Source organism: Nocardioides massiliensis (assembly GCF_030811215.1).
GTDB lineage: Bacteria > Actinomycetota > Actinomycetes > Propionibacteriales > Nocardioidaceae > Nocardioides_A > Nocardioides_A massiliensis.
Window position 1 is genome coordinate 2,335,760 of sequence record NZ_JAUSQM010000001.1, and the last position, 26,159, is coordinate 2,361,918.

Genomic DNA, 26,159 nt, shown 5'->3' on the forward strand with positions numbered 1-26,159 from the left:
TGCGGTGGATCCTCGGATCAGCCTGGTCACGCTGGGGGTCGCCGACCTCGCGGCGACGCGGCGCTTCTACCTCGACGGCCTCGGTTGGCCCGCCGAGGTCGACGTGGCGGGTGAGGTCGTGATGATCCGCGCCGGCGAGCGGCTCCTGCTGTCGTTGTGGGACCTGGAGGCGTTCGAGGCCGAGGTCGGTGCCGTACGCCGCGGTCCCGGGGTCGTCCCGATCACGCTGGCCCACAACGTGGCGACGGCGGCGGAGGTCGACGAGGTGCTGGCGGCGGCGGCTCGTGCCGCCGGCGCCGATCCCGTGAGCGACGCGGCGTGGCGCGAGTGGGGCGGCTACAGCGGCTACTTCGCCGACCCCGACGGCTATCGCTGGGAGATCGCGTTCAACCCGGGGCCGATCGCTGACATCGTGCTGGCCTGACCGCCACCCCCGACACGGTCGTGGGTCCGAGCCCTCCCCGTCGGGAGGCCTCGGACCCACGACTCGTCCGCTCGTCCGTCAGGGCGCCAGGTCGACCACCTCGGCCCGCTTGCCGGGCAGACCGTGCAGGTGCAGCAGCAGGGCCTTGCCGGAGTCGCCGTCGAGGGTGTAGTCGATGGCGGTGCCGCCGACGTCCTCGAACAGCGGGCCGCTGACGCCGACCGTGGGGGAGCCGGCGTCGTAGTCGATCCACGGGGTCGTGTCCAGGGGCGCCTCGACGACGTAGTCGAAGGTGCTCACCTGGTAGGACAGCGGCGCCGAACCGGGGCCCTCGATCCCCAGCGCCGCCTTGGTGACCGGCAGCACCGCGACGTCGGTGTCGAACACGTTGGTGTCGACGTCGCCGTAGTTGAAGTTCAGCGGCTGGATGTCGACGATGTCGCCCGAGCCCAGGTCGACGGTGTACGCCGCAGGCAGGTCGGCGGTGAGGTCGCCGGGGTAGCTCAGCGTGAACGTCACGAAGTCCGGCTCGCCGTCGGCATCGGTGTCGGTGTAGACGCTGGCCTCGAGCCACGACCCGAGGTCGGTCCAGGTGCCGCGCGCCGCGATACCGAACCACACCAGCTCCGCATCCGAGCCGGCGCCGACGTACTCCAGGTCACCTCCCCGACTGGACTGGTTGTAGAGGCAGCCCGACGTCTTCACCGCGGTGCAGACCGGCAGGGTGCCGCTGCGCGCGCCCAGCTCGAGCGGAGCGACGAAGGAGCGGTACGCCGTGCTCCCCGACCCCTGGTCGACCCCGGTGCCGCTGAGCGTGATCTGGCCGTCGGCCGCCGTCGCCGTGGTGGCGGAGGCGGGCTTCGCCGTCCCCACCACCGGCACGCGCAGCGGCAGGGCATTCCCCTTGCTCTTCACCAGCAACCGGCCGGACGCATCGGAGACGTAGGAGCGCGCGGTGTCGAGCTGCTCCGCCTGCATCGTGGGATCCAGGGTGTGCCGCAGCGCTGCCCGGTCGACCGTCATCGTCACGGTCGCGGTGGCGCTCTTGCCGCCGGGGACCCGCAGCGTACGCGGGGTGACGGTGTAGCTGATGCCGGGCGTCGTGACGATCGGCTCGTAGGACAGCGACAGGACGTGGGTCTTCTTCGCGAAGTTGTCGATCCGGACCCGCTGCGTACGCCGGACCGTGGCGTCGGCGGGACCCGCCACGACCGGTGCGAACACCACCGAGGCCTGGTTGTCGGCCCGGGGGCTGTAGGCGAGCACCTTGGTGGTGGCCGCGCGGAGGGTGTCGACCCGTCCCGAACCCACCCGGATCGGGCCGTAGCGCTTGCCCGTGCGGTGGGGGCCGGTCCACAGGTCGGCGGTCGCGGTGTTCATCACCGCGGCCTTCAGCCGCAGCACGCTCCACGCCGGGTTCGCCTTCTTCACGAGCGCGGCGACGCCCGCGACGTGCGGCGCCGACATCGACGTGCCGGAGATGGTGAGCTGGTCGTTGCCCGTGCCGACCCCTGCGGAGGTGATGGTGTCGCCGGGTCCGGTCACCGTCGGGCCGGCAGTTCCCTGCGAGCCGTGCTCACCGCGCGAGGTGAAGTCGGAGATCGTGTCGGTGATGGCGGGGGAGCGGTCCTTGATCGTGCCGATCAGCGCGGGGTCGAGCGTCACCCGGAGGGTGCCCGCCTCCGCCGCCGCACGCAGCCGCTTGGTGGCGGTGCCCGTCAGCTGGAAGACCGGGATCTCGGCGTTGCCGGCGATGCCGGCGCCGAACTTGTCGAGCTCGGAGGTGAACAGCGCACCGATCGCACCGGCCTCGGTGACGTTGTTCGCACGTCCCGCGGACCCGCACCGCCGAGTGGCGTCGACGTCGTCCCACTCCAGCCAGGCGATCTTGCCCGCGACCGTGGCCGCGTCCTCCGCACTCAGCGGGTCACACCCATCGGCGTTGTCACCGGGGATGGCGACGACGTCGCCGGACACCGGCTCGCTGCCGGCCCACGGGTAGGACTGGGAGACCTGTCCCGCGACGGTGCCGGTGACGTCGGACGGGGCATCGACGCGCAACCCGTCGCGCAGCTGCAGGGCGTCGACGCTGCTGGCGACCGACAGCGCGCTGGGTGCGTTGCCGGGGTTGCCGCCGACGCTGGTCAGGTCGCCCTCGTTGCCGGCGGAGGCCACCGTGAGGACGCCGTGCGAGGTCAGCTTGGCAACCGTGGCGGACAGCGGGTCGTCGGAGGGGGAGTACGAGGAGCCCAGCGACATGTTGACGATGTCGAGCTTGTCGGCGAAGTCACCGTCGCCGTTGGGGTCCAGCGCCCAGTCGAGGGCCGCCATCGTCACGTCGGTCGACCCGTCGCAGCCGAAGACCTTGAGTGCGTAGAGCGAGGTGCCGGGCGCGACGCCGGGGCCGATGCGCATGCCGTCGAGCTGGGCGGCGGTGGCGTTGGCGTAGCTGCCGGTGTACGTCGTGCCGTCGGCCGCCACGCCGTACCCACCCGTCGTGCCGGCGACGTGGGTGCCGTGTCCGTTGCAGTCGATCGGGTTGGGGTCGGGCTGCGGGGTCGCGACGTCGGGGTCGTCGGAGTCGGCGTTGTAGGCGTTGCCCACGAAGTCGTAGCCGCCGGCGATCTTCGTCGCGGCGCGTGCCGGCAGGTCGTCACGCCAGTCCGCGGCGGTCTCGTCGACGGCTTCGAAGGCCTCGATCGTGCCGACGCCGCCGAACATCGCGTGGGTGTAGTCGATGCCGGTGTCGATGATGCCGACCTTGATCCCGTCGCCGACGTTCTTGCGGTTGCGCCAGGTCTGCAGCGCGCGGGTCAGCTGGGCCGCACTGGCGTTGGTGACCTGGTGGCGGGGGAGCGGCGAGATCTTGAGGACGTCGGACCGCGCCGCGATCGTCCGCAGCGCGGCGGAGTCCGCAAGCACGGCGACGCCCGGCACGGCGTTGGTGGTCGCGAAGAGCCGGCGCGCGTCGCCGTCCTTGCGGCGGGCGGCCGCCACGACCTCATCGGCCCGGCGCTCCACCTGGGCGCGTTGGTTGCGCGCCGCGCTGCGCTCCTGCGCCCGCGTGCCGTTGCGGGCCCGGGCGGCGTCGGCCGCGCCGTTGCCGCGGAACGTCACGAACACGGACTGCGGACCGGACTTGCCGGCGAGCCGGGCGCGCACCGTCGGCGACAGCGCGACCGATCCTGGCGCCTTGCCCTCCGCGACGGGTCCCGGGGTCGCCGGGCGCAGGTCGCCGGGCGCCGCTGAGGACGGAAGGACGCTGAGGGACATCGCCCCCAGCAGGACGGCGGACACGGAGGCGGTCGCCCATCCTGTCCGACGAGAGAACCTGGGTGCCATCAGGCGACCCCTTTCCTGCGGGCTGACCGAGGAAGGTCGTGCCGGCCACGGCGCTCGCCCCGCGGCCCGAGTTCGCGCGACGTTCCCTCCCGCGCGCCACCGTAAGCCAGGTCACGTCTCCAGCGGGATAACGGACACGCAACGGTTCTCCGCTTCGCTCTTCACCAGGCGAGCAGCCGGCGTCCGTGGGCTGAGACTCGCGTATCGCCCGATGAGACACCCGCCATACTCGCTTGACGCGGCAAGCGGGGGCGACGACCGTAGTGCCCATGCGTGGACACCTCCTCGTACCCAGCAGGCGCGTAGGCTGACGGCACATCCGCCAGACAGCCCACGCGTCACCCCTCGCCTGCCCGTCGGCCGAGGGGTTTTTTCATGCAGGCGCCTCCCCGCCCGCATCCAGCACACCTTCGCCGAACGACGAAAGAGGAGCAATGAGCGAGCAGGTCACCGGAGCACAGAGCCTCGTCCGGGCCCTGGAGTCTGCGGGGGTCGAGGAGATCTTCGGGATCCCCGGGGGCGCCATCCTCCCCGCCTACGACCCGCTGTACGACTCCGAGCGCCTGCGCCACATCCTCGTCCGCCACGAGCAGGGTGCCGGCCACGCCGCCCAGGGGTACGCCGCGGCGACCGGGCGCACGGGGGTCTGCATCGCGACGTCGGGTCCGGGGGCCACCAACCTGGTCACGCCGATCGCGGACGCCTACATGGACTCGGTCCCGATGGTGGCGATCACCGGCCAGGTCTCGAGCGGCTCGATCGGCACCGACGCCTTCCAGGAGGCCGACATCCGCGGCATCACGATGCCGATCACCAAGCACAACTTCCTCGTCACCAACGCCGACGACATCCCGCGCACCATCGCCGAGGCGTTCCACCTGGCCTCCACCGGCCGGCCCGGCCCCGTGCTCGTCGACATCTCCAAGGACGCGCTCCAGGCGCAGACCACCTTCGCCTGGCCCACCGAGATCCACCTGCCGGGCTACCGCCCCGTCACCCGCCCGCACGCCAAGCAGGTGCGGGAGGCGGCGAAGCTGATGCTGGAGTCGCGCCGGCCGGTGCTCTACGTCGGGGGCGGTGTGATCCGTGCCCGGGCCTCGGCCCAGCTGCGCGAGCTGGCCGAGCTCACCGGCATCCCGGTCGTTACGACGCTGATGGCGCGTGGTGCCTTCCCCGACAGCCACCCGCAGCACCTCGGCATGCCGGGCATGCACGGCACCGTCGCCGCGGTCGCCGGCCTGCAGCGCAGCGACCTCATCATCAGCCTGGGGGCGCGCTTCGACGACCGCGTGACCGGCAACCTGGACACGTTCGCGCCCCACGCGCGGGTCATCCACGCCGACATCGATCCGGCCGAGATCGGCAAGAACCGCGCCGTCGACGTCCCGATTGTCGGTGACTGCCGTGAGGTGATCTCCGACCTGGTCGCGATGCTGCGCACCGAGCAGGACGCCGGCGAGAGCGGTGACTACGAGGCCTGGGTGCAGTTCCTCAGTGGGGTCAAGAGCAAGTACCCGCTCGGCTACGACGAGCCGGCCGACGGCTCGCTGTCGCCGCAGTACGTCATCGAGCGGTTGGGCGCGATCGCTGGGCCCGAGGCGATCTATGCCTCCGGCGTCGGCCAGCACCAGATGTGGGCCGCGCAGTTCGTGCAGTACGAGAACCCCAACACGTGGATCAACTCCGGCGGCGCCGGCACCATGGGCTACGCCGTGCCGGCCGCGATGGGCGCGAAGGTCGGGTGTCCCGACGCGACCGTGTGGGCCGTCGACGGCGACGGGTGCTTCCAGATGACCAACCAGGAGCTGGCCACCTGCACGCTGGAGGGCATCCCGATCAAGGTCGCCATCATCAACAACGAGTCGCTCGGCATGGTCCGCCAGTGGCAGACGCTGTTCTACAACGAGCGGTACTCCAACACCGACCTGCAGAGCAAGCGGGTCCCGGACTTCGTCAAGCTCGCGGAGGCGTACGGCGCGGTCGGCCTCGCGTGCGACAGCCCGGCCGACGTCGACGCCACCATCCAGAAGGCGATGGAGATCAACGACGTCCCGGTCGTGGTCGACTTCCGGGTCCACCGCGACGCGATGGTGTGGCCGATGGTCGCCGCCGGCACCAGCAACGACGACATCAAGTTCGCCCGTGACATGGCGCCCGAGTTCGACGAGGACGACCTCTGACCGGCGACGGCAGAGGCGCGAGGAGAGACATGAGCACGCACACGCTTTCGGTGCTGGTCGAGGACAAGCCCGGTGTCCTGGCGCGGATCGCCGGGCTGTTCAGCCGGCGCGGCTTCAACATCGAGTCGCTCGCGGTGGGACAGACCGAGCAGCCGGACATCTCCCGGATGACCATCGTGGTCAATGTCCACGACTCCCCGCTCGAGCAGGTCACCAAGCAGCTCAACAAGCTCGTCGAGGTCATCAAGATCGTCGAGCTCGAGGACTCCGCGGCCGTGGTCCGCGAGCTGCTGTTGGTGAAGGTGAAGGCCGACGCCGACAGCCGGGGCCAGGTGCTGGAGATCGTCCAGCTGTTCAAGGCCAAGGTCGTCGATGTCGCGACCGACGCGATCACGATCCAGATCACCGGCAACCAGGGCAAGATCGAGGACTTCCTGCGGATCCTGGAGCCGTTCGGCATCCGCGAGCTGGTCCAGTCCGGGATGGTCGCGATCGGCCGGGGCGGCCGGTCCATCAGCGACCGCACCGTCCGCCCGGTGCCCGTCCCGGCCCCCGCCGCGGTGTCGGCCGGCTGACGTACGAGAATTCCCCCAGACCGAGAAGATGAGACGAAGGAGAAGCCCCCGTGGCTGAGATGTTCTACGACGACGACGCCGACCTGTCCCTGATCCAGGGCAAGAACGTGGCCGTCATCGGTTATGGCAGCCAGGGCCACGCCCACGCGCTGTCCCTGCGCGACTCGGGCGTCGACGTCCGCATCGGCCTGCAGCCGGGCTCGAAGAGCCGTGAGAAGGCTGAGGCCGAGGGTCTGCGCGTCGTCACGCCGGCCGAGGCCGCGGAGGAGGCCGACGTCGTCGTGATCCTCGCCCCCGACCAGCACCAGAAGAAGCTGTACGCCGAGGAGATCGCCCCGCAGCTCGCCCCCGGCGACACCCTGGTCTTCGGTCACGGCTTCAACATCCGCTTCGGCTTCATCACCCCGCCCGAGGGAGTCGACGTCTTCATGGTCGCCCCGAAGGGCCCCGGTCACCTGGTGCGCCGCGAGTACACCGAGGGCCGCGGCGTCCCCGTGCTCGTCGCGGTCGAGACCGACGCCTCGGGCAAGGCCTGGGACCTCGCGCTGTCCTACGCCAAGGGCATCGGCGGTCTGCGCGCCGGCGGCATCAAGACCACCTTCACCGAGGAGACCGAGACCGACCTGTTCGGCGAGCAGGCCGTGCTCTGCGGCGGTGCCTCGCAGCTGGTGCAGTACGGCTTCGAGGTGCTGACCGAGGCCGGCTACCAGCCGGAGGTGGCCTACTTCGAGTGCCTGCACGAGCTCAAGCTCATCGTCGACCTCATGTACGAGGGCGGCATCGCCAAGCAGCGCTGGTCGGTCTCCGACACCGCCGAGTACGGCGACTACGTCTCCGGTCCCCGGGTCATCACCCCCGAGGTGAAGGAGAACATGAAGGCGGTCCTGGCCGACGTGCAGAACGGCTCCTTCGCCAAGCGGTTCATCGACGACCACGAGGCGGGCTCGCCGGAGTTCAAGGAGCTGCGCGCCAAGGGCGAGCAGCACCCGATCGAGGCCACCGGCCGCGAGCTGCGCAAGCTCATGGCGTGGGTCAAGAGCCACGACTCCGACTACGTCGAGGGCACCGCGGCGCGCTGATCGCTCGCACCAACCGCGCCGGCTGTCTCGAGAAACCCCGAGACAGCCGGCGCTGTCGTCCAGGAGGATGTGCCCGTGTGGGGCGTGACGGACATCGAGACCTATCTGGTGGGTCTCATCCTCATCGTGCTGCTCCCGGGGCCGAACTCGCTGTTCGTGCTCACCGTCGCGGCGCGAGACGGCGTACGACGTGGCTATGCGGCGGCCAGCGGCGTGTTCCTGGGCGATGCGGTCCTGATGTTCCTCTCCGCCGTCGGCGTCGCGTCGGTCCTGCAGGCCAACCAGGTGCTGTTCACGATCGTGAAGTATCTCGGCGCGGGCTACCTCGGCTGGCTGGCGCTCGGCCTGCTGCGCGCGGCATGGGCGCAGTGGCGGGCCGGCGACCGGGGCGCGGAGACGGCGACCCTCGCCGATGACGCCGCGGCGCTCGTCGTCCAGCAGCCGGAGGCGCACGTCGCGAGCGACGGGGAGTCGCGCAGCCCCGCCGGCTCGGCGTTCCGGCGCGCGCTGGTGATCAGCCTCGTCAACCCGAAGGCGATCCTCTTCTTCGTCGCCTTCTTCGTGCAGTTCGTCGACCCGGCGTACCCCGAGCCGGCGATCCCGTTCCTCATCCTCGCCGCCCTGCTCGAGATCGCGAGCTTCCTCTACCTCAGCGCGCTGATCTTCGCCGGCGCGCAGCTGGCGGCAGTCTTTCGCAAGCGACGGGCGCTCTCGGCCGGCGGCACCTCGGTGGTGGGTGCGGTGTTCCTCGGGTTCGCGGTCAAGCTCGCCACCGCCTCGGCCTGAGCGGACCCGTTTCCGCGTGTCGGGGCGGGGGCACGGACACGTCATGACCTCCACGCGCCGCATCGTCCCTTCACTGCTCGCCCTCGGCCTGGCCACCGCGCTGGCCGGCTGTGGGACCGACGAGGAGCCGTCGGGGGCGTCGAGTCCCACGGCCGGCATCGAGTCGGCGGTGACCGAGGGCGGGTCCAGCCCGTCGGATGACGAGACCCCGGCGGACCCGTCGGGCAGCCCGCTCGGGCAGGCGCTGGCCGCCGTGGCTCTGGCCGAGTCCGAGACCGGCGGGACCGCCTACGCCCTGGACCGCGAGGACGGGGGATGGCAGATCGACGTCGCGGTCGACGACCGGCAGGTCGAGGTGCGCACCGACCAGACCGGAGGCGAGGTGCTCGACAGCCGCGAGGACGACCGCCTGGACGACGACGACCGCGCAGAGCTCCAGGCCGCCACGGTGACGTTGGGCGGTGCGCTCGAAGCCGCAGCAGCGGAGGTCGCCGGCGAGATCGAGGACGCCGACCTGGACGAGGACGGCGGCACACTCGTCTGGCAGGTGAGCATCCGTGCCGACGGGACGGAGCAGGAGATCCACATCGACGCGAAGAGCGGTGAGGTGCTGCGCGTCGACACCGACTGACCGGGTCCCGAGCGTCCCGGAGCGTGCCGGGCCGGCTGGCGTAGCATCGCTGTCCGGGCGGGCCCGCCGTGCACGCCACCCCCGCGCGCCGGACGCACGACCCTCGAGGACCCCCGTTGACCCAGCCTGTCGTACTCATCGCCGAAGAGCTCAGCCCTGCCACGGTCGACGCGCTCGGACCCGACTTCGACATCCGTCACTGCGACGGGACCGACCGCGCGGCCCTGTTGGCGGCCCTGCCCGCGGCGGACGCGCTGCTCGTGCGCAGTGCCACGCGGGTCGACGCCGAGGCGCTGGCGGCCGGCTCGTCCTTGAAGGTGGTCGCGCGCGCAGGAGTCGGGCTCGACAACGTCGACGTACGCGCGGCGACCCAGTACGGCGTCATGGTGGTCAACGCCCCCACCTCCAACGTCGTCTCGGCCGCCGAGCTCGCGGTCGCCCTGATGCTCGCCGCCGCCCGGCACGTCTCGCCCGCGCACGCGGCACTGCGTCGGGGAGAGTGGCAGCGGTCCCGGTTCACCGGCATCGAGCTGTTCGAGAAGACGCTGGGCGTCGTGGGGCTGGGACGCATCGGTGTGCTGGTCGCGCAACGGCTCTCCGCCTTCGGGATGCGCGTCATCGCCTACGACCCCTACGTGCAGCCCGGCCGGGCAGCCCAGATGGGGGTGCGCCTGGTCGACCTCGACACGCTCCTCACCCAATCGGACTTCGTCTCGGTGCATCTGCCGAAGACGCCGGAGACCACCGGCCTCATCGGCGCCGCCGAGCTCGCGACCGCCAAGCCGGGGATGGTTCTCGTCAACGCCGCCCGTGGGGGGATCGTCGATGAGTCTGCGCTCTATGCCGCGCTCAAGGAGGGCCGCCTCGCGGCGGCCGGGCTCGACGTCTTCGACACCGAGCCGTGCACCGACTCCCCGCTGTTCGAGCTCGACAACGTCGTCGCGACGCCTCACCTCGGTGCCTCCACCGAGGAGGCCCAGGAGAAGGCCGGTGTCGCCGTCGCGCGCTCGGTCCGCCTGGCGCTGTCGGGGGAGCTCGTCCCGGACGCGGTCAACGTCCAGGGCGGTGTGATCGCCGAGGTGGTCCGCCCCGGCATCGGCCTGACGGAGAAGCTCGGCCGGATCTTCACCGGACTGGCCGGCGAGGTCGCCTCCACCCTCGACGTCGAGGTCCGCGGCGAGATCACCGCCCACGACGTCCGGGTGCTCGAGCTGGCCGCACTGAAGGGCGTCTTCGCCGATGTCGTCGAGGACGCGGTCTCCTACGTCAACGCGCCGCTGCTCGCCGCCGAGCGCGGACTGGAGGTGCGGCTGGTCACGGAGGACACCAGCCCCGACCACCGCAACCTCGTGACGCTGCGCGGCACCTTGGCCGACGGCAGCGAGGTGTCGGTCTCCGGCACGCTGGTCGGGATCGCCCAGCGGGAGCGTCTGGTCGAGGTCAACGGGTTCTCCGTCGACATCGAGCCGACCGCCCACCTGGCCTTCCTGCGCTACGAGGACCGACCGGGCATGGTCGGGACGATCGGCCAGCTCCTCGGCGACGCGCAGGTCAACATCGCCGGCATGCAGGTCTCCCGCGAGCGACAGGGCGGCCGAGCCCTGGTGACGCTGTCGGTCGACTCCGCGATCCCGGTCGAGGTCCTGCACGAGATCGAGGTGGCCATGGGCGCCGACAACGTCCGCGCGGTCGACCTCGAGCCCACGGCCTGACGATGTCGACCCTCGCGGACCTGGGTCCGGTCGCGCAGCTGCGCGCCGGTGTGCTGCCGCGCCGGCTGGTGCAGCTGGTCGTCGGCCTCGTGCTCTACGGCGTCTCCCTGGCGATGATGCTGCGCAGCACCCTGGGCCTCGCGCCCTGGGACGTGCTGCACTCCGGTCTGACCGGCTACGTGCCGCTGACCATCGGTCAGGTCGTCATCGTGATGAGCTTCGTCGTGCTGCTGTTGTGGATCCCGCTGCGCGAGAAGCCGGGTCTGGGCACGGTCGCGAACGCCCTGCTCGTCGGGCTCAGCGCCGACGCGACGCTCGCGGTCCTCGCCGAGCCGTCCGCGCTGTGGACGCAGGTGGGGCTGCTCGTCGCCGGCGTGGTGCTCAACGGCCTGGCCACCGCGATGTACATCGGCTCCCAGCTCGGGCGTGGACCCCGCGACGGGCTGATGACCGGACTCGCACGGAGTACGGGCTGGTCGTTGCGGCTCGTGCGCACCGGCATCGAGGTCACCGTCGTCGTCATCGGCTGGCTGATCGGCGGCATCGTCGGGCTCGGCACGGTCGTCTACGCCCTGGCGATCGGTCCGATCGCCCAGTGGGCGCTGCCGTGGTTCGTCGTGCGGCTCCCGGGGGCGGTGCCACCCGTCGTGGACGAGGACGCTCCGCCTCCCGCCTGACGACCTCAGCGCTTGGTGGCCAGCAGCACCGCGGTGTCGGAGGCGACCATCACCTCGACCGCGGTGAAGCGGTCGTCGGTCAGCCACGCCTCGCGGACGCTGTCGACCCGGCCGGCGTAGAGCGGCGGCCAGGACTCACAGGGGACCAGGTCGTCGATGACGACGATGCCGCCCTCCTCCATGAGGTCGATCACCGTGTCCGCACCGCTGTGCTCAGGCTCGCGGGCGTCGAGGAAGAGCAGCGAGAACGGCGAGCGTCCGCTCAGGGTCGACCAGTCGGCGGCGACGACCTCGACCTGGTCGTCGGTCTCGAAGAGCTTGGTCGCCGCGTCCGCCAGGGTGGGGTCGAGCTCGGCGGAGAGGATCCGCGCGCCCGGTCGGATGCCCGAGCGCAGCCAGGCGGTGCCGACGCCGGTGCCGGTGCCGAACTCGGCGAGCGTGCCGCTGCGGGTGGCGGCGAGCGCAGCGAGCAGCCGACCGGTCTCGTTGCGGCAGAACGAGGCGTAGCCGTGGCGCAGCGACACCTCGAAGGCGGCTGACACCACGGGCGGGAGCTCGAGGGGGGCGCTCATGCCGCGAGTCTGACAAACCACCCCATCGCGCCCCCGTCCCGTCCGGGCACTGGGACCGGTGTGGACGTGCGGCCCAGCCGTGCGCGGAAAGGAGTGCGCGAAAAAAAAGTGCGCGCGTAGGTGCAGACAAGGTCGCGCGGCGCGGCGTACGATCGGGCCCATCATGCGGAACGTCTGCGTACTCATCGACCGCCGTGGCGGGGCCTGCTAAGTAGGGCCACCTCGCCGCGGGGTTCGGCGACGTCTCGGCTCTACGACTTCCGTCCGCTGTGTCGCTCGACACGGCAGTAGCCGAGAGAGTTCCGCGATGTACGCCATGTATCCCGAATGGGGCCCCGCCCAGCACCACCCGGAGAACCACCCCGACCACCCGCTGATCGGGGGTCCGAGCGCCGTGCAGACGGCGCTTGACCTGCGAGACAACGGCGGGCAGCGCCCCGACGACAACTAACGTCTGCCCCATGAGCTCAACGAGCAGCGTGCGGCTGGCAGTCATCCCTGGCGACGGCATCGGTGGGGAGGTCACCACCGAGGCGTTGAAGGTCCTCGAGGTCGCGGCGCCCGAGGGCGTGCGCTTCGAGACCACGACCTACGACCTGGGTGCCGAGCGCTACCTGCGCACCGGCGAGGTGCTGCCCGACAGCGTGCTGGAGGAGGTCCGCGGCGCGGACGCCATCCTGCTCGGCGCCGTCGGCGGCAAGCCCAATGACCCGAACCTGCCGCCCGGCATCCTCGAGCGTGGGCTGCTGCTGCGCCTGCGGTTCGTGCTCGACCACTACGTCAACCTGCGGCCGTCGAAGATCTACCCGGGTTCCTCGTCGCCGCTGGCGAACCCCGGCGAGGTCGACTTCGTCGTCGTGCGGGAGGGTACCGAGGGCCCCTACACGGGCAACGGTGGCGCCCTGCGCGTCGGCACGCCCCACGAGGTCGCAACCGAGGTCAGCGTCAACACCGCGTTCGGCGTCGAGCGGGTCCTGCGCGACGCCTTCGCCCGGGCGCAGCGCCGGCCGCGGCGCAAGCTCACGCTGGTCCACAAGACCAACGTGCTCGTGCACGCCGGTGCGGTGTGGTGGCGTCTCGCTCAGGAGATCTCGGCCGAGTATCCCGAGGTCGAGCTCGACTACATGCACATCGACGCGGCGATGATCTTCATGACCACCGACCCGGCGCGCTTCGACGTCATCGTCACCGACAACCTCTTCGGCGACATCATCACCGACCTCGCCGCGGCGATCACCGGTGGCATCGGTCTCGCGGCGAGCGGCAACGTGAACCCGGACCGGACGGCGCCCTCGATGTTCGAGCCCGTCCACGGCTCCGCGCCCGACATCGCCGGTCAGCAGAAGGCCGACCCGACGGCCGCGATCCTGTCCACGGCCCTGCTCCTCGACCACCTCGGTCACGACAAGGCCGCGGCCCGGATCGAAGCGGCGGTGACCGAGGACCTGGCCCAGCGCGTACCCGGCGCCGGCCCCACCGGGGGTCGGCGTACCTCTGAGGTGGGCGACGCGATCGCCGCTCGCCTGGCCTGATCCGCGGGGTGCTCGACTGCGCTGCCCCGCACGTCTCTCGCACCCCGAAAGGTGAGTTACCGTGCCTCCCATGCCCCGCTCGCTCGACATCGCGGTCACCCCGAACCCCCGCCCGGTTCCGGACGACCGCCTCGCTGAGATCCTCGCCGCCCCCGGCTTCGGCCAGCACTTCACCGACCACATGCTCACGGTGGAGTGGACGCCGGACGCCGGTTGGCACGACGCGCGGATCACGCCGTACGGCCCCATCCAGCTCGACCCCGCGACGGCCGTCCTGCACTACGCGCAGGAGACCTTCGAGGGGTTGAAGGCCTACCGGCACGAGGACGGGTCGGTGTGGACCTTCCGCCCGGAGGCCAACGCCGAGCGGATGATCCGGTCCTCGCAGCGGCTGGCACTGCCCGAGCTCCCGGTGGAGGACTTCGTGGCGGCCGTGGACGCGCTCATCGAGATCGATGAGCGCTGGGTGCCGGATCCGACGGGGGAGAAGAGCCTCTACGTCCGGCCGTTCATGTTCGCCTCCGAGAAGTTCCTCGGCGTGCGGCCCTCGCAGCACGTGACGTTCATGGTCATCACCTCCCCGGCGGGCGTCTACTTCTCGAAGGGCGTGAAGCCGGTCTCGATCTGGCTGACCGAGGACTACACCCGGGCCGGTCGCGGCGGCATGGGCGCGGCCAAGACCGGGGGCAACTACGCCAGCTCCCTGGTCGCCCAGCAGGAGGCGACCGCCCACGGCTGTGACCAGGTGGTCTTCCTCGACGCCCAGGAGGGGAAGTACGTCGAGGAGCTCGGCGGGATGAACATGTACTTCGTCCACGCCGACGGACGCATCGTGACCCCGGAGATCGGCACGATCCTCGAGGGCATCACGCGCGCCTCGATCATCGAGCTGGCCGGCAAGCTCGACCACCAGGTCGAGGAGCGCCGGTTCTCCATCGACGAGTGGCGCGACGGTGTGGCCAGCGGTGCGATCACCGAGGTCTTCGCCTGCGGCACGGCGGCCGTGGTCACCCCGGTCGGCACGCTGCGCTGGGACGGCGGCGAGGTCAGCACCGGCGAGGACTTCGTCGGCCCGGTGACCCAGGAGCTGCGGCGCCAGCTGGTCGACATCCAGTACGGCCGCTCCGAGGACACGTTCGGCTGGATGCACCGCGTCCTCTAGGCGGGAGGGGGCATCGCGCGTCAGGATCGGCTCATGGCCCACCCGATCATGTTCGACGAGGACGACCCGTACCTGGCCCGTCTGCGGTCGGTGGTGGGTCGCTTCCCGGGGTGCTTCGAGAAGGTCGCCCACGGCCGGCCGACGTTCCGGGCCGGGGAGAAGGGCAAGGTCTTCGCCTACTTCGGCGGCAGCGTGAAGCAGCCGCAAGGACACGAGCCGCACGACGCCGGGCTGCTGTTCAAGCCCGACCCGGCCGAGGCCGACGCGCTGCGTGATGACGCACGGTTCTGGTCGCCGGCGTACCTCGGTCCCTCGGGCTGGCTGGGCGTCGATCTCGACGGCCCGGACGTCGACTGGGACGAGGTCGCCGAGCTGGTCGACGCCTCCTATCGCCAGGTCGCCGCACGGACGCTGCTCGTCGAGCTCGACGGCTCGTGAGCCAGCAGCGGCCGGAGGTCCGCGCCCGCGTCTTCCAGCGCTTCGACGTGGTCGGGCTGCTCGTCGGGCTCCTGGCCGCCTGGGCGTCGTTGAGTCCGACGCTGCTTCCACGGACGTGGTATTTCCAGGGTGCGGTCACCGGCGTCGCCCTCGTCGTCGGGTACGGCGTGGGGTCGTTGGTGGCGGGGGCCGTGCGGCGCGTGTTGTTGCGCCGGGGCCCCGCGCAGTGGTGGTCGCCACGCACTGCCCTGGTGTTGCGCCGCCTCGCCCTCCTGGGGATCGTGTCCGGGGGTGGCTGGGTCCTCGTCGTCGCGGCGCGTGAGCACTCATGGACCTGGCGCCGGCTCGGCTACGAGCCGACGTCGTGGACCTGGGCCTATGTCGGGATCGTCCTGCTGGCCGGCGGCACTGCGGGACTTGTGCTCGTCGTGGCGCGACTGATCGTCGCGCTGTGGCGCCTGCTGCACCGCGCGGGACGGCTGGTGCTGCCGTCCTGGCTCGCAGCGCTCGCCGCGGCCGTGCTCGTGCCGTGGCTGCTGGTGGTGACACTCGACACCCAGGTCTACGAACGCGTGATCGACACCGCCAACGAGGGCTTCGCGCTCGTCGACCAGGTGGTCGACACCACGGAGCAACCGCCACCCACCTCGCCGTACGTCTCGGGGGGTCCGGCGTCCGCCCAACCCTGGTCGACCCTGGGCTCCGAGGGACGCACGTGGGTCGCGCGCGCACCCGACGCGGCGGAGCTCGCGGCGGTGGCGCCTGAGGGCCAGGACGTGACCCCGCCGGTGCGGGCGTTCATCGGGCGGCACGCCAGCGCCGAGCCCGATGAGCGCGCGCGACTGGCGGTCGCGGAGCTCGAGCGGCTCGGTGGGTTCGAGCGCAGCGCCGTCCTGGTCGTGATGCCGACCGGCACCGGTTGGGTCAACGAGCAGGTCGTCCGTCCGCTCGAGCACCTGCTCAGCGGGGACCTGGCGACCGTGGCCACGCAGTACTCCCACATGCCCAGTCCGTTGGCCTTCGTCGCCGAGCGGGCCGGTGCCAAGGAGTCCGCACGCGAGCTCGTCTCCGCGGTCCGGGCACGGCTGGACGAGCTGCCCGCCGCAGCGCGCCCGCGGTTGTACGTCGCCGGTGAGAGCCTGGGTGCCTTCGCGCTCGACGGCGCCTTCGCGGACCTGGACGCGCTGACCTCGGAGGTCGACGGCGCGGTGCTGGTGGGCACGCCGTCCATGAGCGAGCTGCGCGGCGAGGCCGAGCGGGAGCGGCGCCCGGGATCACCGCAGGTGCGCCCAGTCGTCGGCGACGGTGAGGACATCGTCTTCGCCAACCGCAGCCGCGACCTGCGCGAGCTGCTGGTCGACGAGGACCGCGCCGGGCCGCGGGCGGTCTTCCTGCAGCAGCCCGACGACGGGGTGGTCTGGTGGGACCCGCGGACCGCCTTCACCCGCCCGGACTGGCTGGCCGAGCCGCTGGCGCGCGAGGTCAACCCCGCTCTGGAATGGCGCCCGCTGGTGACCTTCCTCAACCTGACGGTCGACATGGTGGTGAGCAACGACTTCGACGAGGGTGCCGGGCATCGCTACGGGCAGATGCCGGCCGGCGCGTGGCGGGCGATCATCCGGCCGGGCTGGGACTCCGACGCCGTACGCCGCCTCCACCTCACCCTGCAGGCCGTCGGGCGCTAGCTCACTCGATGAACGGCCTGGTTGAGCGAGGTCGGTGAGTCGAGCGGATACCGTGGAGCGGTGGCCGATCCCTACGCGCCGGTCCAGCGACCGGGCCCGGACGCCGCCGGACCCGAGGTCGGCGGCTACCGCCTGCTGACCAAGATCGGCGAGGGGGGAATGGGCGTCGTCCACCTCGCCCGGGCGCCTGACGGACGACGGGTCGCGTTGAAGGTGCTGCGGGCGCACGTCGTCGGTGACGACGAGGCGCGGGCGCGGTTGGCGCGCGAGGTCGCGTCGCTGCAGCGGATCCACAGCCCACGGGTGGCCGAGGTGCTCGACGCCGACCCGTGGGGGGAGCTGCCGTTCGTCGCCACCCGCTACGTGCCCGGGCTGTCGCTGCACGAGCACCTGCGCACGGAGGGACCCATCACCGGGACCGACCTGGTGTGGTTCGCCCATGGTCTCGCCGAGGCGCTGCGCGCGGTGCACGCCGCCGGTGTCCTGCACCGCGACATCAAGCCGTCCAACGTCCTGCTCGAGGGTCGCGCGCCGGTGCTCATCGACTTCGGTCTCGCCCGGCTGGCCGAGGACTCGCGCATCACCCACACCGGGTGGCTGCTCGGCACGCCCGGCTACCTTGCCCCCGAGATCCTGTACGGCGACGACCCGACGCCCGCGGCCGACGTGCACGCCTGGGCCGCCACGGTCGCCTTCGCCTCGACCGGCGCGCCGCCCTACGGGCGTGGACCGGCGATGGCGGTGATGGACCGGGTCCGGCGCGGTGAGCACGATCTGAGTGCCGTCGATCCGGTGCTGCGCCCGCTGCTGACCGAGTGTCTCGCGCCGGTGCCCCACGAGCGGCCGTCGTTGACCGAGATCCTCGAGCGCCTCGAGACCTGGCAGCGTGAGCAGCTGGACGACGGGTTCGACGACGGCCTGGATGACGAGCTGGACGAGGCGGCGTACGCCGAGCCGGTCACGATGACGATGCCGCTGGCGTGGGGGCTGCGGGAGCGAGAGGACCCCGACGACTGGCCGATGGCCGATCCCGCGACGCTGCTGGACCCCGATGCCGCCGAGCTCCCCGCACCCCGGCCCGACCGGACCCCGCTGCGGCGGTGGCTGCTGACGGCCGGTGGGGCCGTGAGCGCGGTGCTCGGCCTGGTGGCCGCGCCCGTCCTCGCGCTGGTCGTCCTGATCTTCGGGGTGCTCGCGCTCCGTACGGCGTCCTGGACCGCCTCGGCGACCCGCGAGCGGCGCCAGATCCGCGGCGCGGCCCGGTGGTACGACGTACCCCTCAGCGCCTTGGCCAGCCCGTGGTACGCCGCCATCGCGTCGTGGGGCGCCCTGGTCCTGCTCGCCTGGACCAGCCTGCTGGTCTTCCTGCTCCTGGTCGTCCTGCTCCTGCTGGGTGCGGGCGACCAGCTCGTGCTCCCGCTCCTCGGTACGGCGGTGGTGGCCGGCCTGTGGTGGGGGCCGGGTTCCGGCCGGGTCCGCCGCCCCGCGACGGCACTGGTCCGCGGCTGGTCCCGGCGACCCGGGCTCGCCTGGACCGCCATCGCCGCGCTCGCCGTCCTCGGTCTGGCGCTCGGCTGGGCGGCCGGCACGACGGGCCCGTCGTGGGAGCCCTTCGCCGGCGCGCCGTGGGCCGAGGGCACCCTGCTCGGACACCTGCGCCGCTGACCCGGATCGCGAGACCGGGTGACGGCGAGACGCCGGATCTGGCACCCTGGAGGGGTGACCGTCACCGCGATCATCATTGCCGAGCGCGCCGCTCGCTGAGTCCGCTCAGCACCGGCGCGCCACCCTCTCGCACCCCGAGAGGGTTTTTTGATGCCCGCACCCGCACGGATTCGACGAAGTGAGTGGTGAGGACCGAAGTGATCAGCGACCAGTTCCACGTCTACGACACGACCCTGCGCGACGGCGCCCAGCAGGAGGGTCTCAACCTCTCCGTCGCCGACAAGTTGACGATCGCCGGTCTCATCGACGGGCTCGGGGTGGGCTTCATCGAGGGTGGCTGGCCCGGCGCGAACCCGAAGGACACCGAGTTCTTCCGCCGTGCCCAGGGCGAGCTGGTGCTGGAGCACGCCCAGCTGGTCGCGTTCGGATCCACGCGCCGTGCGGGCCTGGCCGCCGCCGACGACCCGCAGGTCGCCGCCCTGCGGGACTCCGGCGCGCGGGTCGCGTGCCTGGTGGCGAAGTCCCACGACCGGCATGTCGAGCTCGCGTTGCGCACCACGCTCGAGGAGAACCTGGCCATGGTGCGCGACACCGTCGAGCACCTCACCGGCGAGGGCATGCGGGTCTTCGTCGACGCCGAGCACTTCTTCGACGGCTTCCAGCGCAACCGCGACTATGCCCTCGCGGTCGTCGCGGCGGCGCACGACGCCGGCGCCGACGTCGTCGCGCTGTGCGACACCAACGGCGGGATGCTGCCCGACTGGGTGGGGGAGACCGTCGCGGAGGTGATGGACCAGGGCTCGGGTCGCGTTGGGATCCACGCCCACAACGACACCGGCTGCGCCGTCGCGAACTCGATCGCGGCCGTCCGGGCGGGGGCGACCCACGTGCAGGGCTGCATCAACGGCTACGGCGAGCGCACCGGCAACGCCGACCTCATCGCCGTCGTCGCCGCGCTGGAGCTCAAGCTGCGCCAGCCGGTCGTGCCCTACGGCGCGCTGCGCGACGCCACCCGGATCGCGCACGCCGTCGCCGAGGTCACCAACGTCCCGCCGTCGTCGCGCCAGCCCTACGTCGGGGTCAGCGCCTTCGCCCACAAGGCCGGCCTGCACGCGAGCGCGATCAAGGTCGACCCCGATCTCTACCAGCACCTCGACCCGCTCGAGGTCGGCAACGACATGCGGTTGCTGGTGTCCGACATGGCCGGTCGCGCGAGCATCGAGCTCAAGGGCCGCCAGCTCGGCTTCGACCTCTCCGCCGACACCGCCGAGGGCAAGGAGCTCATCACCCGCGTCACCGACCGGGTGAAGGAGCACGAGGCCCGCGGCTACACGTTCGAGGCGGCTGACGCGTCCTTCGAGCTCCTGCTCGTCGAGGAGGTGGAGGGCACCCGGCCGGCGTACGTCGAGGTGGAGTCCTGGCGGGTGATCACCGACTCGCGTCCGGGCGCCGAGGCGCTCTCGGAGGCGACGGTGAAGCTGCGCGCCGGAGGTGCGCGGATCGTGGTCACAGGAGAGGGCAACGGCCCGGTCAACGCGCTCGACCACGCCCTGCGCGAGGCGATCGGTCAGGCCTACCCCGAGGTCGCGAAGTTCGAGCTGATCGACTACAAGGTCCGCATCCTCGACCAGGGGCACGGGACCGACGCGATCACGCGGGTGCTCATCGAGACCTCCGACGGCGTCTCGTCGTGGGTGACGGTCGGGGTGGGCGCCAACGTCATCGAGGCCTCGTGGGAGGCGCTGCTCGACGGCGTGACCTTCGGGCTGCGCCGGCACGGCGTCTGAGTCCAGGCCGACCAATCCCGGCTGAGGCGACGACGACGGCCGGCCAGCACGCGCGCGACGTACGGTGGCGCCATGGCTGACCTCGCGGACCTGGACCTGCACGGACAGGCGGCCGCGCTCGCCGCTGGGGAGGTCTCCTCGGTCGAGCTCGTGACCACCGCGCTCGAGCGTGCCGAGCGATACGCCGCCTGGGGCGCGTTCGTCACGATGACGCCCGAGCTCGCGCTGACCGAGGCGCGCGCCGCCGACCAGGCGCGGGCGCGCGGGGAGCAGGTCGGGCCCTGGCACGGCGTCCCCACCGCCATCAAGGACCTCAACGTGACCGCCGGGGTGCGCACGACCTTCGGCTCCGCGGCGTACGCCGACTTCGTGCCCGACGTCTCCGACGAGGTCGTGCTCCGGCTGCAGCGGGCTGGGCTGGTGAGCATCGGCAAGACGAGCACGCCGGAGTTCGGCTCGCCCTGCTACACCGAGCCGGAAGGGCTGCCGGCGGCCGTCACGCCGTGGGACCCGACCCGCATGGCGGGCGGATCGAGCGGCGGCGCCGGCACGGCGGTCGCGGCCCGGATCGTGGCGGCGGCGCAGGGCTCCGACGGCGGCGGCTCGATCCGGACCCCGGCCAGCTGCTGCGGCCTTGTCGGGCTGAAGCCGTCGCGTGGACGGATCAGCGGCTCCCCGGCGTACGGCGACCCGATCGGGCTCGGCACGCCCGGCGCACTCACGCGCACGGTGGCCGATGCCGCCGCCATGCTCGACGTGCTCGCCGGCCCCGCGATCGGCGACCCGTTCTGGGCCGCGCCGCCGGCCGAGCCGTTCGTCGACCTCGCCCGCCGTGAGCCCGGACGGTTGCGGGTCGCGCGCTTCAGCACACCGCTCATCGCCGAGACCGAGGTGCACCCCGAGTGTCTCGCGGCGTACGACGAGGCGTCTGCGCTGCTGGCGGACCTCGGCCACGAGGTCGTCGACGTGCCGCCCCCGCTGCCGACGGAGGCGGTCGCCGACTTCGAGACCTGCTGGGCGGTCCTGACCGCGCTCTCCCCGGTGCCGCCCGGGCGCGAGGACGACATCCGCCCGTTGACCCGATGGTTGTCGGAGCGCGGACGCGCCGTCTCCGGCCCGGAGTTCGGGCTGGCGATCGGGGCGCTGCGCCGGCACGCCGCGGTGACATTGCGGCTGCTCGCGCCGTTCGACCTCGTGCTCACCCCCACCCTCGCCGACGTGCCGCTGCCGGTCGGCGCGCTGCGCGACGACGCGGATCCGGCGGCCGACTTCGCCGCCCAGAAGCGGTTCACACCCTGGACCTCGGCGTGGAACGTCACCGGTATGCCGGCGATCTCGCTGCCGCTGCACGAGACCCCTGACGGCCTCCCGGTCGGCGTGATGCTCGCCGCGCGCCCGGGGGAGGAGGGTGTCCTGCTCGCGGCCGCCGCCCAGGTCGAGGCGGCGGCGCCGTGGGTCGACAGGAAGCCGCCGGCGCTCACCTGACCGGATCTCATGGATCACGCGTCGGCAGCGGCCTCCAGCAACCGGTCACACCACGCGATGAGCACTGCACGCAACGGCGCGCCCCGACGCGCGAAGTCGGCCTGAGCCTCGACGTAGGCCTGCTTGCCCTCGGCCGTCTCGATGGCGACCGGCTCGAAGCCCAGCTCGCTGAGGTCGTACGGCGAGGCGCGCATGTCGAGCTCGCGGATCTCGCGCGCGAGGGAGAAGCAGTCCGCCACCAGCTCAGACGGCACCATCGGCGATAGCCGGAAGGCGTGCTTGTAGAGGTCCATGCCAGCGTGCAGACAACCGGGCTGCTCGAAGTCGGGGCGGTCGTCGCGGGCGGGCTGGAGCACGTTGAGCGGACGCGCAGGCTCGGTGAAGAACCGGAAGGCGTCGAAGTGCGTGCAGCGAATCCGGTGCTGCTCGACGACGGCGTCGGTGCCGGCGGAGCCCAGGCGCAGCGGCCAGGCCGCGTGCCGCACCTCGTCCGCGTCGAGGCGGTAGACCATCGCCCACTCGTGCAGGCCGAAGCACCCGAGCTGGGCGGGCCGTTGCGCCGTGGCGACGAGCAACGTGCGGACCGTGCGCACGAGTCGCTGCTGACTGCGGACGTGCTCGATGTCTACTCCCACCTGGCCGGCACCGAGGTCGGCGTACCCCTTGAGGGCGAGGTGGTCGGTCGCACCCACGAGCGTCGTGCCGAACCCGGGGTGCCACTGGCGGAACTGCGCCGGCCGTTGGCTGTAGTAGCGGAAGAGGAAGTCCTCGACCGGGTGCGGGACGCCGTCGCGCCGGCGGTCCAGGTAGCCCTGCGTCCAACCGTCCACGCGCTGCTCGTGCGCCACCGGGCGTCGCTGCCACTGTGGCTCGGTGAGCACGGTGGTGGACGCAGGCGTCGTGTGGGTCGCGGTGGGCACGGCACCAGGGTAGGAGCGCCGCGGGAGACGCCGTGCGCCGCCGGTACGCTCGCAGGGTGCGGATAGCGAGATTCACGACAGGCGAGGACCCCCAGTACGGCGTGGTGACCGGTGAGGTCGACGAGCACGGTGAGCCCGCCGACGACGCGGTGGTGGTGGTGCTGGCAGGCGACCCGCTCTACGTGGGGCTGAAGCTCACCTCCACCGAGATCCCGCTCGCGGACGTGCGCCTGCTGGCGCCGGTGATCCCGCGCAGCAAGGTGGTCGGCATCGGCCGCAACTACCGCGCGCACGCGGCCGAGCTGGGCAACGACGTGCCGGAGGAGCCCATGATGTTCCTCAAGCCCAACACCACCGTCGTCGGTCCGGGTGACCCGATCTTCTACCCGCGTCAGAGCGAGCACGTCGCCTACGAGGGCGAGCTGGCCGTCGTGATCGGACGGATCTGTCGTGACGTGCCGGCCGAGAAGGCGCTCGACGTGGTCTTCGGCTACACCGTCGCCAACGACGTGACCGCACGCGACCTGCAGAGCAAGGACGTGCAGTTCACCCGCGCCAAGGGGTTCGACTCGTTCTGCCCGTTGGGCCCGTGGATCGAGACCGAGCTCGACCCGGCCGACCTGCGGGTGACGACCCACCTCAACGGCGAGGTCGTCCAGGACGGCACGACCGTTGACATGGTGTTCGACGTCCCGGCCCTGATCGCGCACGTCTCCTCGGTGATGACGCTCCTGCCCGGTGACGTCATCCTCACCGGCACCCCCGAGGGTGTCGGCCCCATGCAGGTCGGCGACGAGGTCGAGATCTCCGTCGCCGGCATCGGATCCCTGACCAACAAGGTGGTAGCGCGTGACTGACGCGGCTCTCGACAACGCCGGCTCCGACGACGCAGCAGTGGCCGCGCGACCGGTGCGCGTCCGGATGGCGCCCTCGCCGACGGGCAGCCCCCACGTCGGGCTGGTGCGAACGGCGCTCTATAACTGGGCGTTCGCGCGTCACCACGGCGGCACGTTCGTCTTCCGGGTCGAGGACACCGACACCGCGCGCAACACCCAGGAGTCCTACGACGCGCTCATCGATCTCTTCACCTGGCTCGGCCTCACCTGGGACGAGGGGCCGGACGTGGGTGGTGACTTCGGTCCCTACCGCCAGTCCGAGCGGTTCGAGATCTACGCCGACGTCGCGCGCCGGCTGCGCGAGGCCGGCCGGGCCTACGACTGCTACTGCTCGACGGAGGAGCTCGAGGCACGCAACGAGGCGGCGCGGTCCGAGGGCCGCGCGCCGGGGTACGACGGTCACTGCCGCGACCTCAGCGAGGAGCAGGTGCAGGCCTACGAGGCGGAGGGGCGCAAGCCGGTGCTGCGCTTCCGCATGCCCGACCGCGCGATCACGTTCGACGACCTCGTGCGCGGCGAGATCACCTTCCAGCCCGAGAACGTCCCCGACTTCGTGCTGGTGCGCAACAACGGTCACCCGCTCTACACACTCGTGAACCCCGTCGACGACGCACTCATGGAGATCACCCACGTGCTCCGCGGCGAGGACATCCTGTCGTCCACCCCGCGCCAGATCGCCCTCTACGACGCGCTCGCCGAGATCGGTGTCGGCAACGGCACGACCCCGCAGTTCGGTCACCTGCCCTACGTCATGGGGCAGGGCAACAAGAAGCTCTCCAAGCGCGACCCCGAGGCCAACGCCCTCGGCTACCGCGACGCCGGCTTCCTGCCCGAGGGCCTGCTCAACTACCTGGCGTTGCTGGGCTGGGCGATCGCCGAGGACCGCGACGTGTTCGGCATCGACGAGATGGTCGAGGTCTTCGACATCCGTCGGGTCAACCCCAACCCCGCGCGCTTCGACCTGAAGAAGTGCGAAGCCATCAACGCCTCGCACGTGCGGGCGCTCGCCGTCGACGACCTCGCCGAGCGGATCGTCGCCCACCTGCAGCGTGCCGGCGTCCTGTCGGCCGACGTCACCGACGAGCAGCGGGCGGTGGTGCACGCCGCGACCCCGCTCGTGCAGGAGCGCATGGTCACCCTCGACGAGGCTCCGGCCATGCTGGAGTTCCTGCTCGTCGACGAGGACGCGTTCACCCGCGACCCGGCCGACGTGGCGAAGCTGCTCGACGAGCAGGGGGTCGCGGTCGTGCGTGCGGCGCACGACGCCCTCGCGGCCGCGTCGGAGTGGACCACCGAGAGCATCGACGCGACGCTGCGCCGCAGCCTGGTCGAGGAGCTGGGGCTCAAGCCCCGCAACGCGTTCGGGCCCGTCCGCGTCGCCCTCACCGGCCGCAAGGTCTCCCCGCCGCTGTTCGAGTCTCTCGAGCTCCTGGGCCGTGAGCGGTCCCTGGCCCGGCTGGCCTCCGCCCAGCAGGAGGCGGACGCCGGGTGAGTGCTCCCGGGCCGGTCCACCAGCCGACGCCGACCCACCCGCCACCCGGCGGGTGGGCGGGCCCGCCTGGACAACAGGCTGTCGCGGGACCGTTGCCCGTCGCGGCCGGCCGCGAGCCGGCCGAGGTCGCCGTACGGCAGGGGGAGGGGCGGGGCCACCCGCACCCGGAGCCGCGCGAGTACCACCGCATGCTGCGCACCTGGAACTACGCCTGGTGGCGACCCACCGTCGGCGTGATCCTCGTCGCCGTGCTCGCCCTGGTCGTGGCGCCCATCGTCGTGCTGCCGGTGCTCGCGGTCGGGATCTGGCTGGAGGGCGGTCCGTTCTGGGACGGCTTCGAACGCGCGCTGCTGCTCGAGGAGATCACTCCGTCGGGCCTGCTCTACCTCAACCTGGTGCTGGGGGCGATGATCCTCGTCACCTGGCTGGTGATCCGGCTGCTGCACGGCATGCGCCCACGGTGGTTGACGTCGGTCGTGCCCAAGATGCGCTGGAAGTTCCTCGCGGCATGCCTCGGGATCTCCGTCGTCGCCCTGGTCGCGCAGGTCGTCGCGGGGATGCTGGTGCCCGGTGACGACACCCTCCCGCCCATCGAGCCGAACCCGATCACCACGACCACCGTGCTACTCGGTCTGGTGGTGATCCTCACCACCCCGCTCCAGGCGGCGGGCGAGGAGTACGTCTTCCGCGGCTACCTGCTGCAGGCGATCGGGGCGATCTTCACCAACCGCTGGGTGACGATCTTCGTCACAGCACTGCTGTTCGCCTTCGCGCACGGTGCGCAGAACTTCCCGCTGTTCTTCGACCGCTTCATGTTCGGCTTCATCGCCGCCTGGCTGGTGATCCGCACGGGCGGGCTCGAGGCCGGGATCGCGCTGCACGTGCTCAACAACATCCTCGCCTTCGGCGTCGCGATCCTGCTCGGCAACGTGGGCGACAGCCTCAACGTGGGCGAGATCTCCTGGTGGAACATCCCCGTCACGCTCACCCAGGCGGGCGTGTACGCCGTGCTCGTGGTCTGGGTCGCACGACGGATGGGCGTCCAGCGCACCACCACGCCACCCCGTTTTGGCACCGCCGAGGAGCCCCGTGTAATGTCTCCCCTCGGTTCCTGAGGCC

Annotated in this window: 22 protein-coding genes; 19 read left to right on the plus strand and 3 right to left on the minus strand. The window is 71.7% G+C overall.

From position 1 onward, the window contains the following. Window positions 1-4: 4 nt before the first annotated feature. Complete coding sequence (locus J2S59_RS11590; protein ID WP_306825132.1) at window positions 5-424, plus strand: VOC family protein; 420 nt, start codon at window positions 5-7, stop codon at window positions 422-424. A gap of 78 nt (window positions 425-502) precedes the next feature. Here the strand turns inward: J2S59_RS11590 and J2S59_RS11595 are convergent, their stop codons facing one another. Next, window positions 503-3,721 carry a S8 family peptidase gene (locus J2S59_RS11595; protein WP_306825133.1) on the minus strand — a complete coding sequence of 1,073 codons (3,219 nt, stop codon included), beginning with the start codon at window positions 3,719-3,721 and terminating at the stop codon, window positions 503-505. A gap of 479 nt (window positions 3,722-4,200) precedes the next feature. Here J2S59_RS11595 and J2S59_RS11600 point away from each other — a divergent pair, with 479 nt between their 5' ends. The 7 genes from J2S59_RS11600 to yczE all read left to right on the plus strand — a co-directional run bounded on the left by J2S59_RS11600 (window position 4,201) and on the right by yczE (window position 11,406). Further along, window positions 4,201-5,946, plus strand: coding sequence for an acetolactate synthase large subunit (locus tag J2S59_RS11600; RefSeq protein WP_068124701.1), 1,746 nt, complete (start codon window positions 4,201-4,203; stop codon window positions 5,944-5,946). A gap of 29 nt (window positions 5,947-5,975) precedes the next feature. Beyond that, window positions 5,976-6,521 (plus strand): acetolactate synthase small subunit, encoded by a 546-nt coding sequence (gene ilvN, locus J2S59_RS11605; protein WP_068124703.1) that lies wholly within the window; start codon window positions 5,976-5,978, stop codon window positions 6,519-6,521. A gap of 50 nt (window positions 6,522-6,571) precedes the next feature. Continuing rightward, entirely contained in the window at window positions 6,572-7,600 is a 1,029-nt protein-coding gene (gene ilvC / locus J2S59_RS11610) for a ketol-acid reductoisomerase (RefSeq protein WP_068124706.1), read from the plus strand. A gap of 75 nt (window positions 7,601-7,675) precedes the next feature. Further along, entirely contained in the window at window positions 7,676-8,386 is a 711-nt protein-coding gene (leuE, locus tag J2S59_RS11615) for a leucine efflux protein LeuE (protein ID WP_068124708.1), read from the plus strand. 43 nt (window positions 8,387-8,429) lie between these two features. After that, the gene (locus J2S59_RS11620; protein WP_068124710.1) at window positions 8,430-9,017 is read left to right on the plus strand and encodes a PepSY domain-containing protein; all 588 of its coding nucleotides are present in this window, start codon (window positions 8,430-8,432) and stop codon (window positions 9,015-9,017) included. 116 nt (window positions 9,018-9,133) lie between these two features. Beyond that, window positions 9,134-10,729, plus strand: a complete 1,596-nt coding sequence (gene serA, locus J2S59_RS11625) for a phosphoglycerate dehydrogenase (protein WP_068124712.1) — start codon at window positions 9,134-9,136, stop codon at window positions 10,727-10,729. 2 nt (window positions 10,730-10,731) lie between these two features. After that, complete coding sequence (gene yczE / locus J2S59_RS11630) at window positions 10,732-11,406, plus strand: membrane protein YczE (RefSeq protein WP_068124714.1); 675 nt, start codon at window positions 10,732-10,734, stop codon at window positions 11,404-11,406. Window positions 11,407-11,411: 5 nt separating this feature from the next. On the opposite strand, the gene J2S59_RS11635 is transcribed toward yczE, so the two are convergent. Beyond that, complete coding sequence (locus J2S59_RS11635; protein ID WP_068124716.1) at window positions 11,412-11,978, minus strand: O-methyltransferase; 567 nt, start codon at window positions 11,976-11,978, stop codon at window positions 11,412-11,414. 307 nt (window positions 11,979-12,285) lie between these two features. Between J2S59_RS11635 and J2S59_RS11640 the strand changes: the two genes are divergently transcribed. The 8 genes from J2S59_RS11640 (at window position 12,286) to J2S59_RS11675 (ending at window position 21,732) form a co-directional block, all read left to right on the plus strand. Beyond that, window positions 12,286-12,429 (plus strand): hypothetical protein, encoded by a 144-nt coding sequence (locus J2S59_RS11640; RefSeq protein ID WP_181642606.1) that lies wholly within the window; start codon window positions 12,286-12,288, stop codon window positions 12,427-12,429. Between the two features lie 10 nt (window positions 12,430-12,439). Then, window positions 12,440-13,510 (plus strand): 3-isopropylmalate dehydrogenase, encoded by a 1,071-nt coding sequence (locus J2S59_RS11645; protein WP_068124718.1) that lies wholly within the window; start codon window positions 12,440-12,442, stop codon window positions 13,508-13,510. A 70-nt stretch (window positions 13,511-13,580) separates the two neighbouring features. Continuing rightward, window positions 13,581-14,672, plus strand: a complete 1,092-nt coding sequence (locus J2S59_RS11650) for a branched-chain amino acid aminotransferase (protein WP_068124722.1) — start codon at window positions 13,581-13,583, stop codon at window positions 14,670-14,672. A 33-nt stretch (window positions 14,673-14,705) separates the two neighbouring features. After that, entirely contained in the window at window positions 14,706-15,110 is a 405-nt protein-coding gene (locus J2S59_RS11655) for an MmcQ/YjbR family DNA-binding protein (protein WP_068124724.1), read from the plus strand. Then, on the plus strand, window positions 15,107-16,795 hold the full coding sequence (locus J2S59_RS11660; protein ID WP_306825134.1) for an alpha/beta-hydrolase family protein: 1,689 nt from the start codon (window positions 15,107-15,109) through the stop codon (window positions 16,793-16,795). The genes J2S59_RS11655 and J2S59_RS11660 overlap by 4 nt, the downstream gene beginning before the upstream one ends. Window positions 16,796-16,855: 60 nt before the next feature. Further along, complete coding sequence (locus J2S59_RS11665; protein WP_068122922.1) at window positions 16,856-18,460, plus strand: serine/threonine-protein kinase; 1,605 nt, start codon at window positions 16,856-16,858, stop codon at window positions 18,458-18,460. Between the two features lie 182 nt (window positions 18,461-18,642). After that, the gene (gene cimA, locus J2S59_RS11670; RefSeq protein WP_370871483.1) at window positions 18,643-20,247 is read left to right on the plus strand and encodes a citramalate synthase; all 1,605 of its coding nucleotides are present in this window, start codon (window positions 18,643-18,645) and stop codon (window positions 20,245-20,247) included. A 72-nt stretch (window positions 20,248-20,319) separates the two neighbouring features. Beyond that, window positions 20,320-21,732, plus strand: a complete 1,413-nt coding sequence (locus J2S59_RS11675) for an amidase (RefSeq protein WP_068122919.1) — start codon at window positions 20,320-20,322, stop codon at window positions 21,730-21,732. Between the two features lie 14 nt (window positions 21,733-21,746). Here the strand turns inward: J2S59_RS11675 and J2S59_RS11680 are convergent, their stop codons facing one another. After that, window positions 21,747-22,652 (minus strand): 3-methyladenine DNA glycosylase, encoded by a 906-nt coding sequence (locus J2S59_RS11680; RefSeq protein WP_068122918.1) that lies wholly within the window; start codon window positions 22,650-22,652, stop codon window positions 21,747-21,749. Between the two features lie 56 nt (window positions 22,653-22,708). On the opposite strand from J2S59_RS11680, the gene J2S59_RS11685 reads away from it, so the two are divergent. The 3 genes from J2S59_RS11685 (at window position 22,709) to J2S59_RS11695 (ending at window position 26,155) form a co-directional block, all read left to right on the plus strand. Next, on the plus strand, window positions 22,709-23,509 hold the full coding sequence (locus tag J2S59_RS11685; protein ID WP_068122915.1) for a fumarylacetoacetate hydrolase family protein: 801 nt from the start codon (window positions 22,709-22,711) through the stop codon (window positions 23,507-23,509). A gap of 64 nt (window positions 23,510-23,573) precedes the next feature. Further along, window positions 23,574-25,040 carry a glutamate--tRNA ligase gene (gene gltX, locus J2S59_RS11690; RefSeq protein WP_068122925.1) on the plus strand — a complete coding sequence of 489 codons (1,467 nt, stop codon included), beginning with the start codon at window positions 23,574-23,576 and terminating at the stop codon, window positions 25,038-25,040. Continuing rightward, complete coding sequence (locus tag J2S59_RS11695; RefSeq protein ID WP_181642361.1) at window positions 25,037-26,155, plus strand: CPBP family intramembrane glutamic endopeptidase; 1,119 nt, start codon at window positions 25,037-25,039, stop codon at window positions 26,153-26,155. The genes gltX and J2S59_RS11695 overlap by 4 nt, the downstream gene beginning before the upstream one ends. Window positions 26,156-26,159: the final 4 nt, after the last annotated feature.

Bases quoted from the DNA above. Each gene is read 5' to 3' on its own strand.
- J2S59_RS11650 (WP_068124722.1), top strand. From the start codon at position 13,581: ATGCCCCGCTCGCTCGACATCGCGGTCACCCCGAACCCCCGCCCGGTT.
- J2S59_RS11640 (WP_181642606.1), top strand. From the start codon at position 12,286: ATGTACGCCATGTATCCCGAATGGGGCCCCGCCCAGCACCACCCGGAG.
- J2S59_RS11645 (WP_068124718.1), top strand. From the start codon at position 12,440: ATGAGCTCAACGAGCAGCGTGCGGCTGGCAGTCATCCCTGGCGACGGC.
- J2S59_RS11675 (WP_068122919.1), top strand. From the start codon at position 20,320: ATGGCTGACCTCGCGGACCTGGACCTGCACGGACAGGCGGCCGCGCTC.
- J2S59_RS11655 (WP_068124724.1), top strand. From the start codon at position 14,706: ATGGCCCACCCGATCATGTTCGACGAGGACGACCCGTACCTGGCCCGT.
- gltX (WP_068122925.1), top strand. From the start codon at position 23,574: ATGGCGCCCTCGCCGACGGGCAGCCCCCACGTCGGGCTGGTGCGAACG.
- J2S59_RS11620 (WP_068124710.1), top strand. From the start codon at position 8,430: ATGACCTCCACGCGCCGCATCGTCCCTTCACTGCTCGCCCTCGGCCTG.
- J2S59_RS11635 (WP_068124716.1), bottom strand. From the start codon at position 11,978: ATGAGCGCCCCCCTCGAGCTCCCGCCCGTGGTGTCAGCCGCCTTCGAG.
- J2S59_RS11600 (WP_068124701.1), top strand. From the start codon at position 4,201: ATGAGCGAGCAGGTCACCGGAGCACAGAGCCTCGTCCGGGCCCTGGAG.
- ilvN (WP_068124703.1), top strand. From the start codon at position 5,976: ATGAGCACGCACACGCTTTCGGTGCTGGTCGAGGACAAGCCCGGTGTC.
- yczE (WP_068124714.1), top strand. From the start codon at position 10,732: ATGTCGACCCTCGCGGACCTGGGTCCGGTCGCGCAGCTGCGCGCCGGT.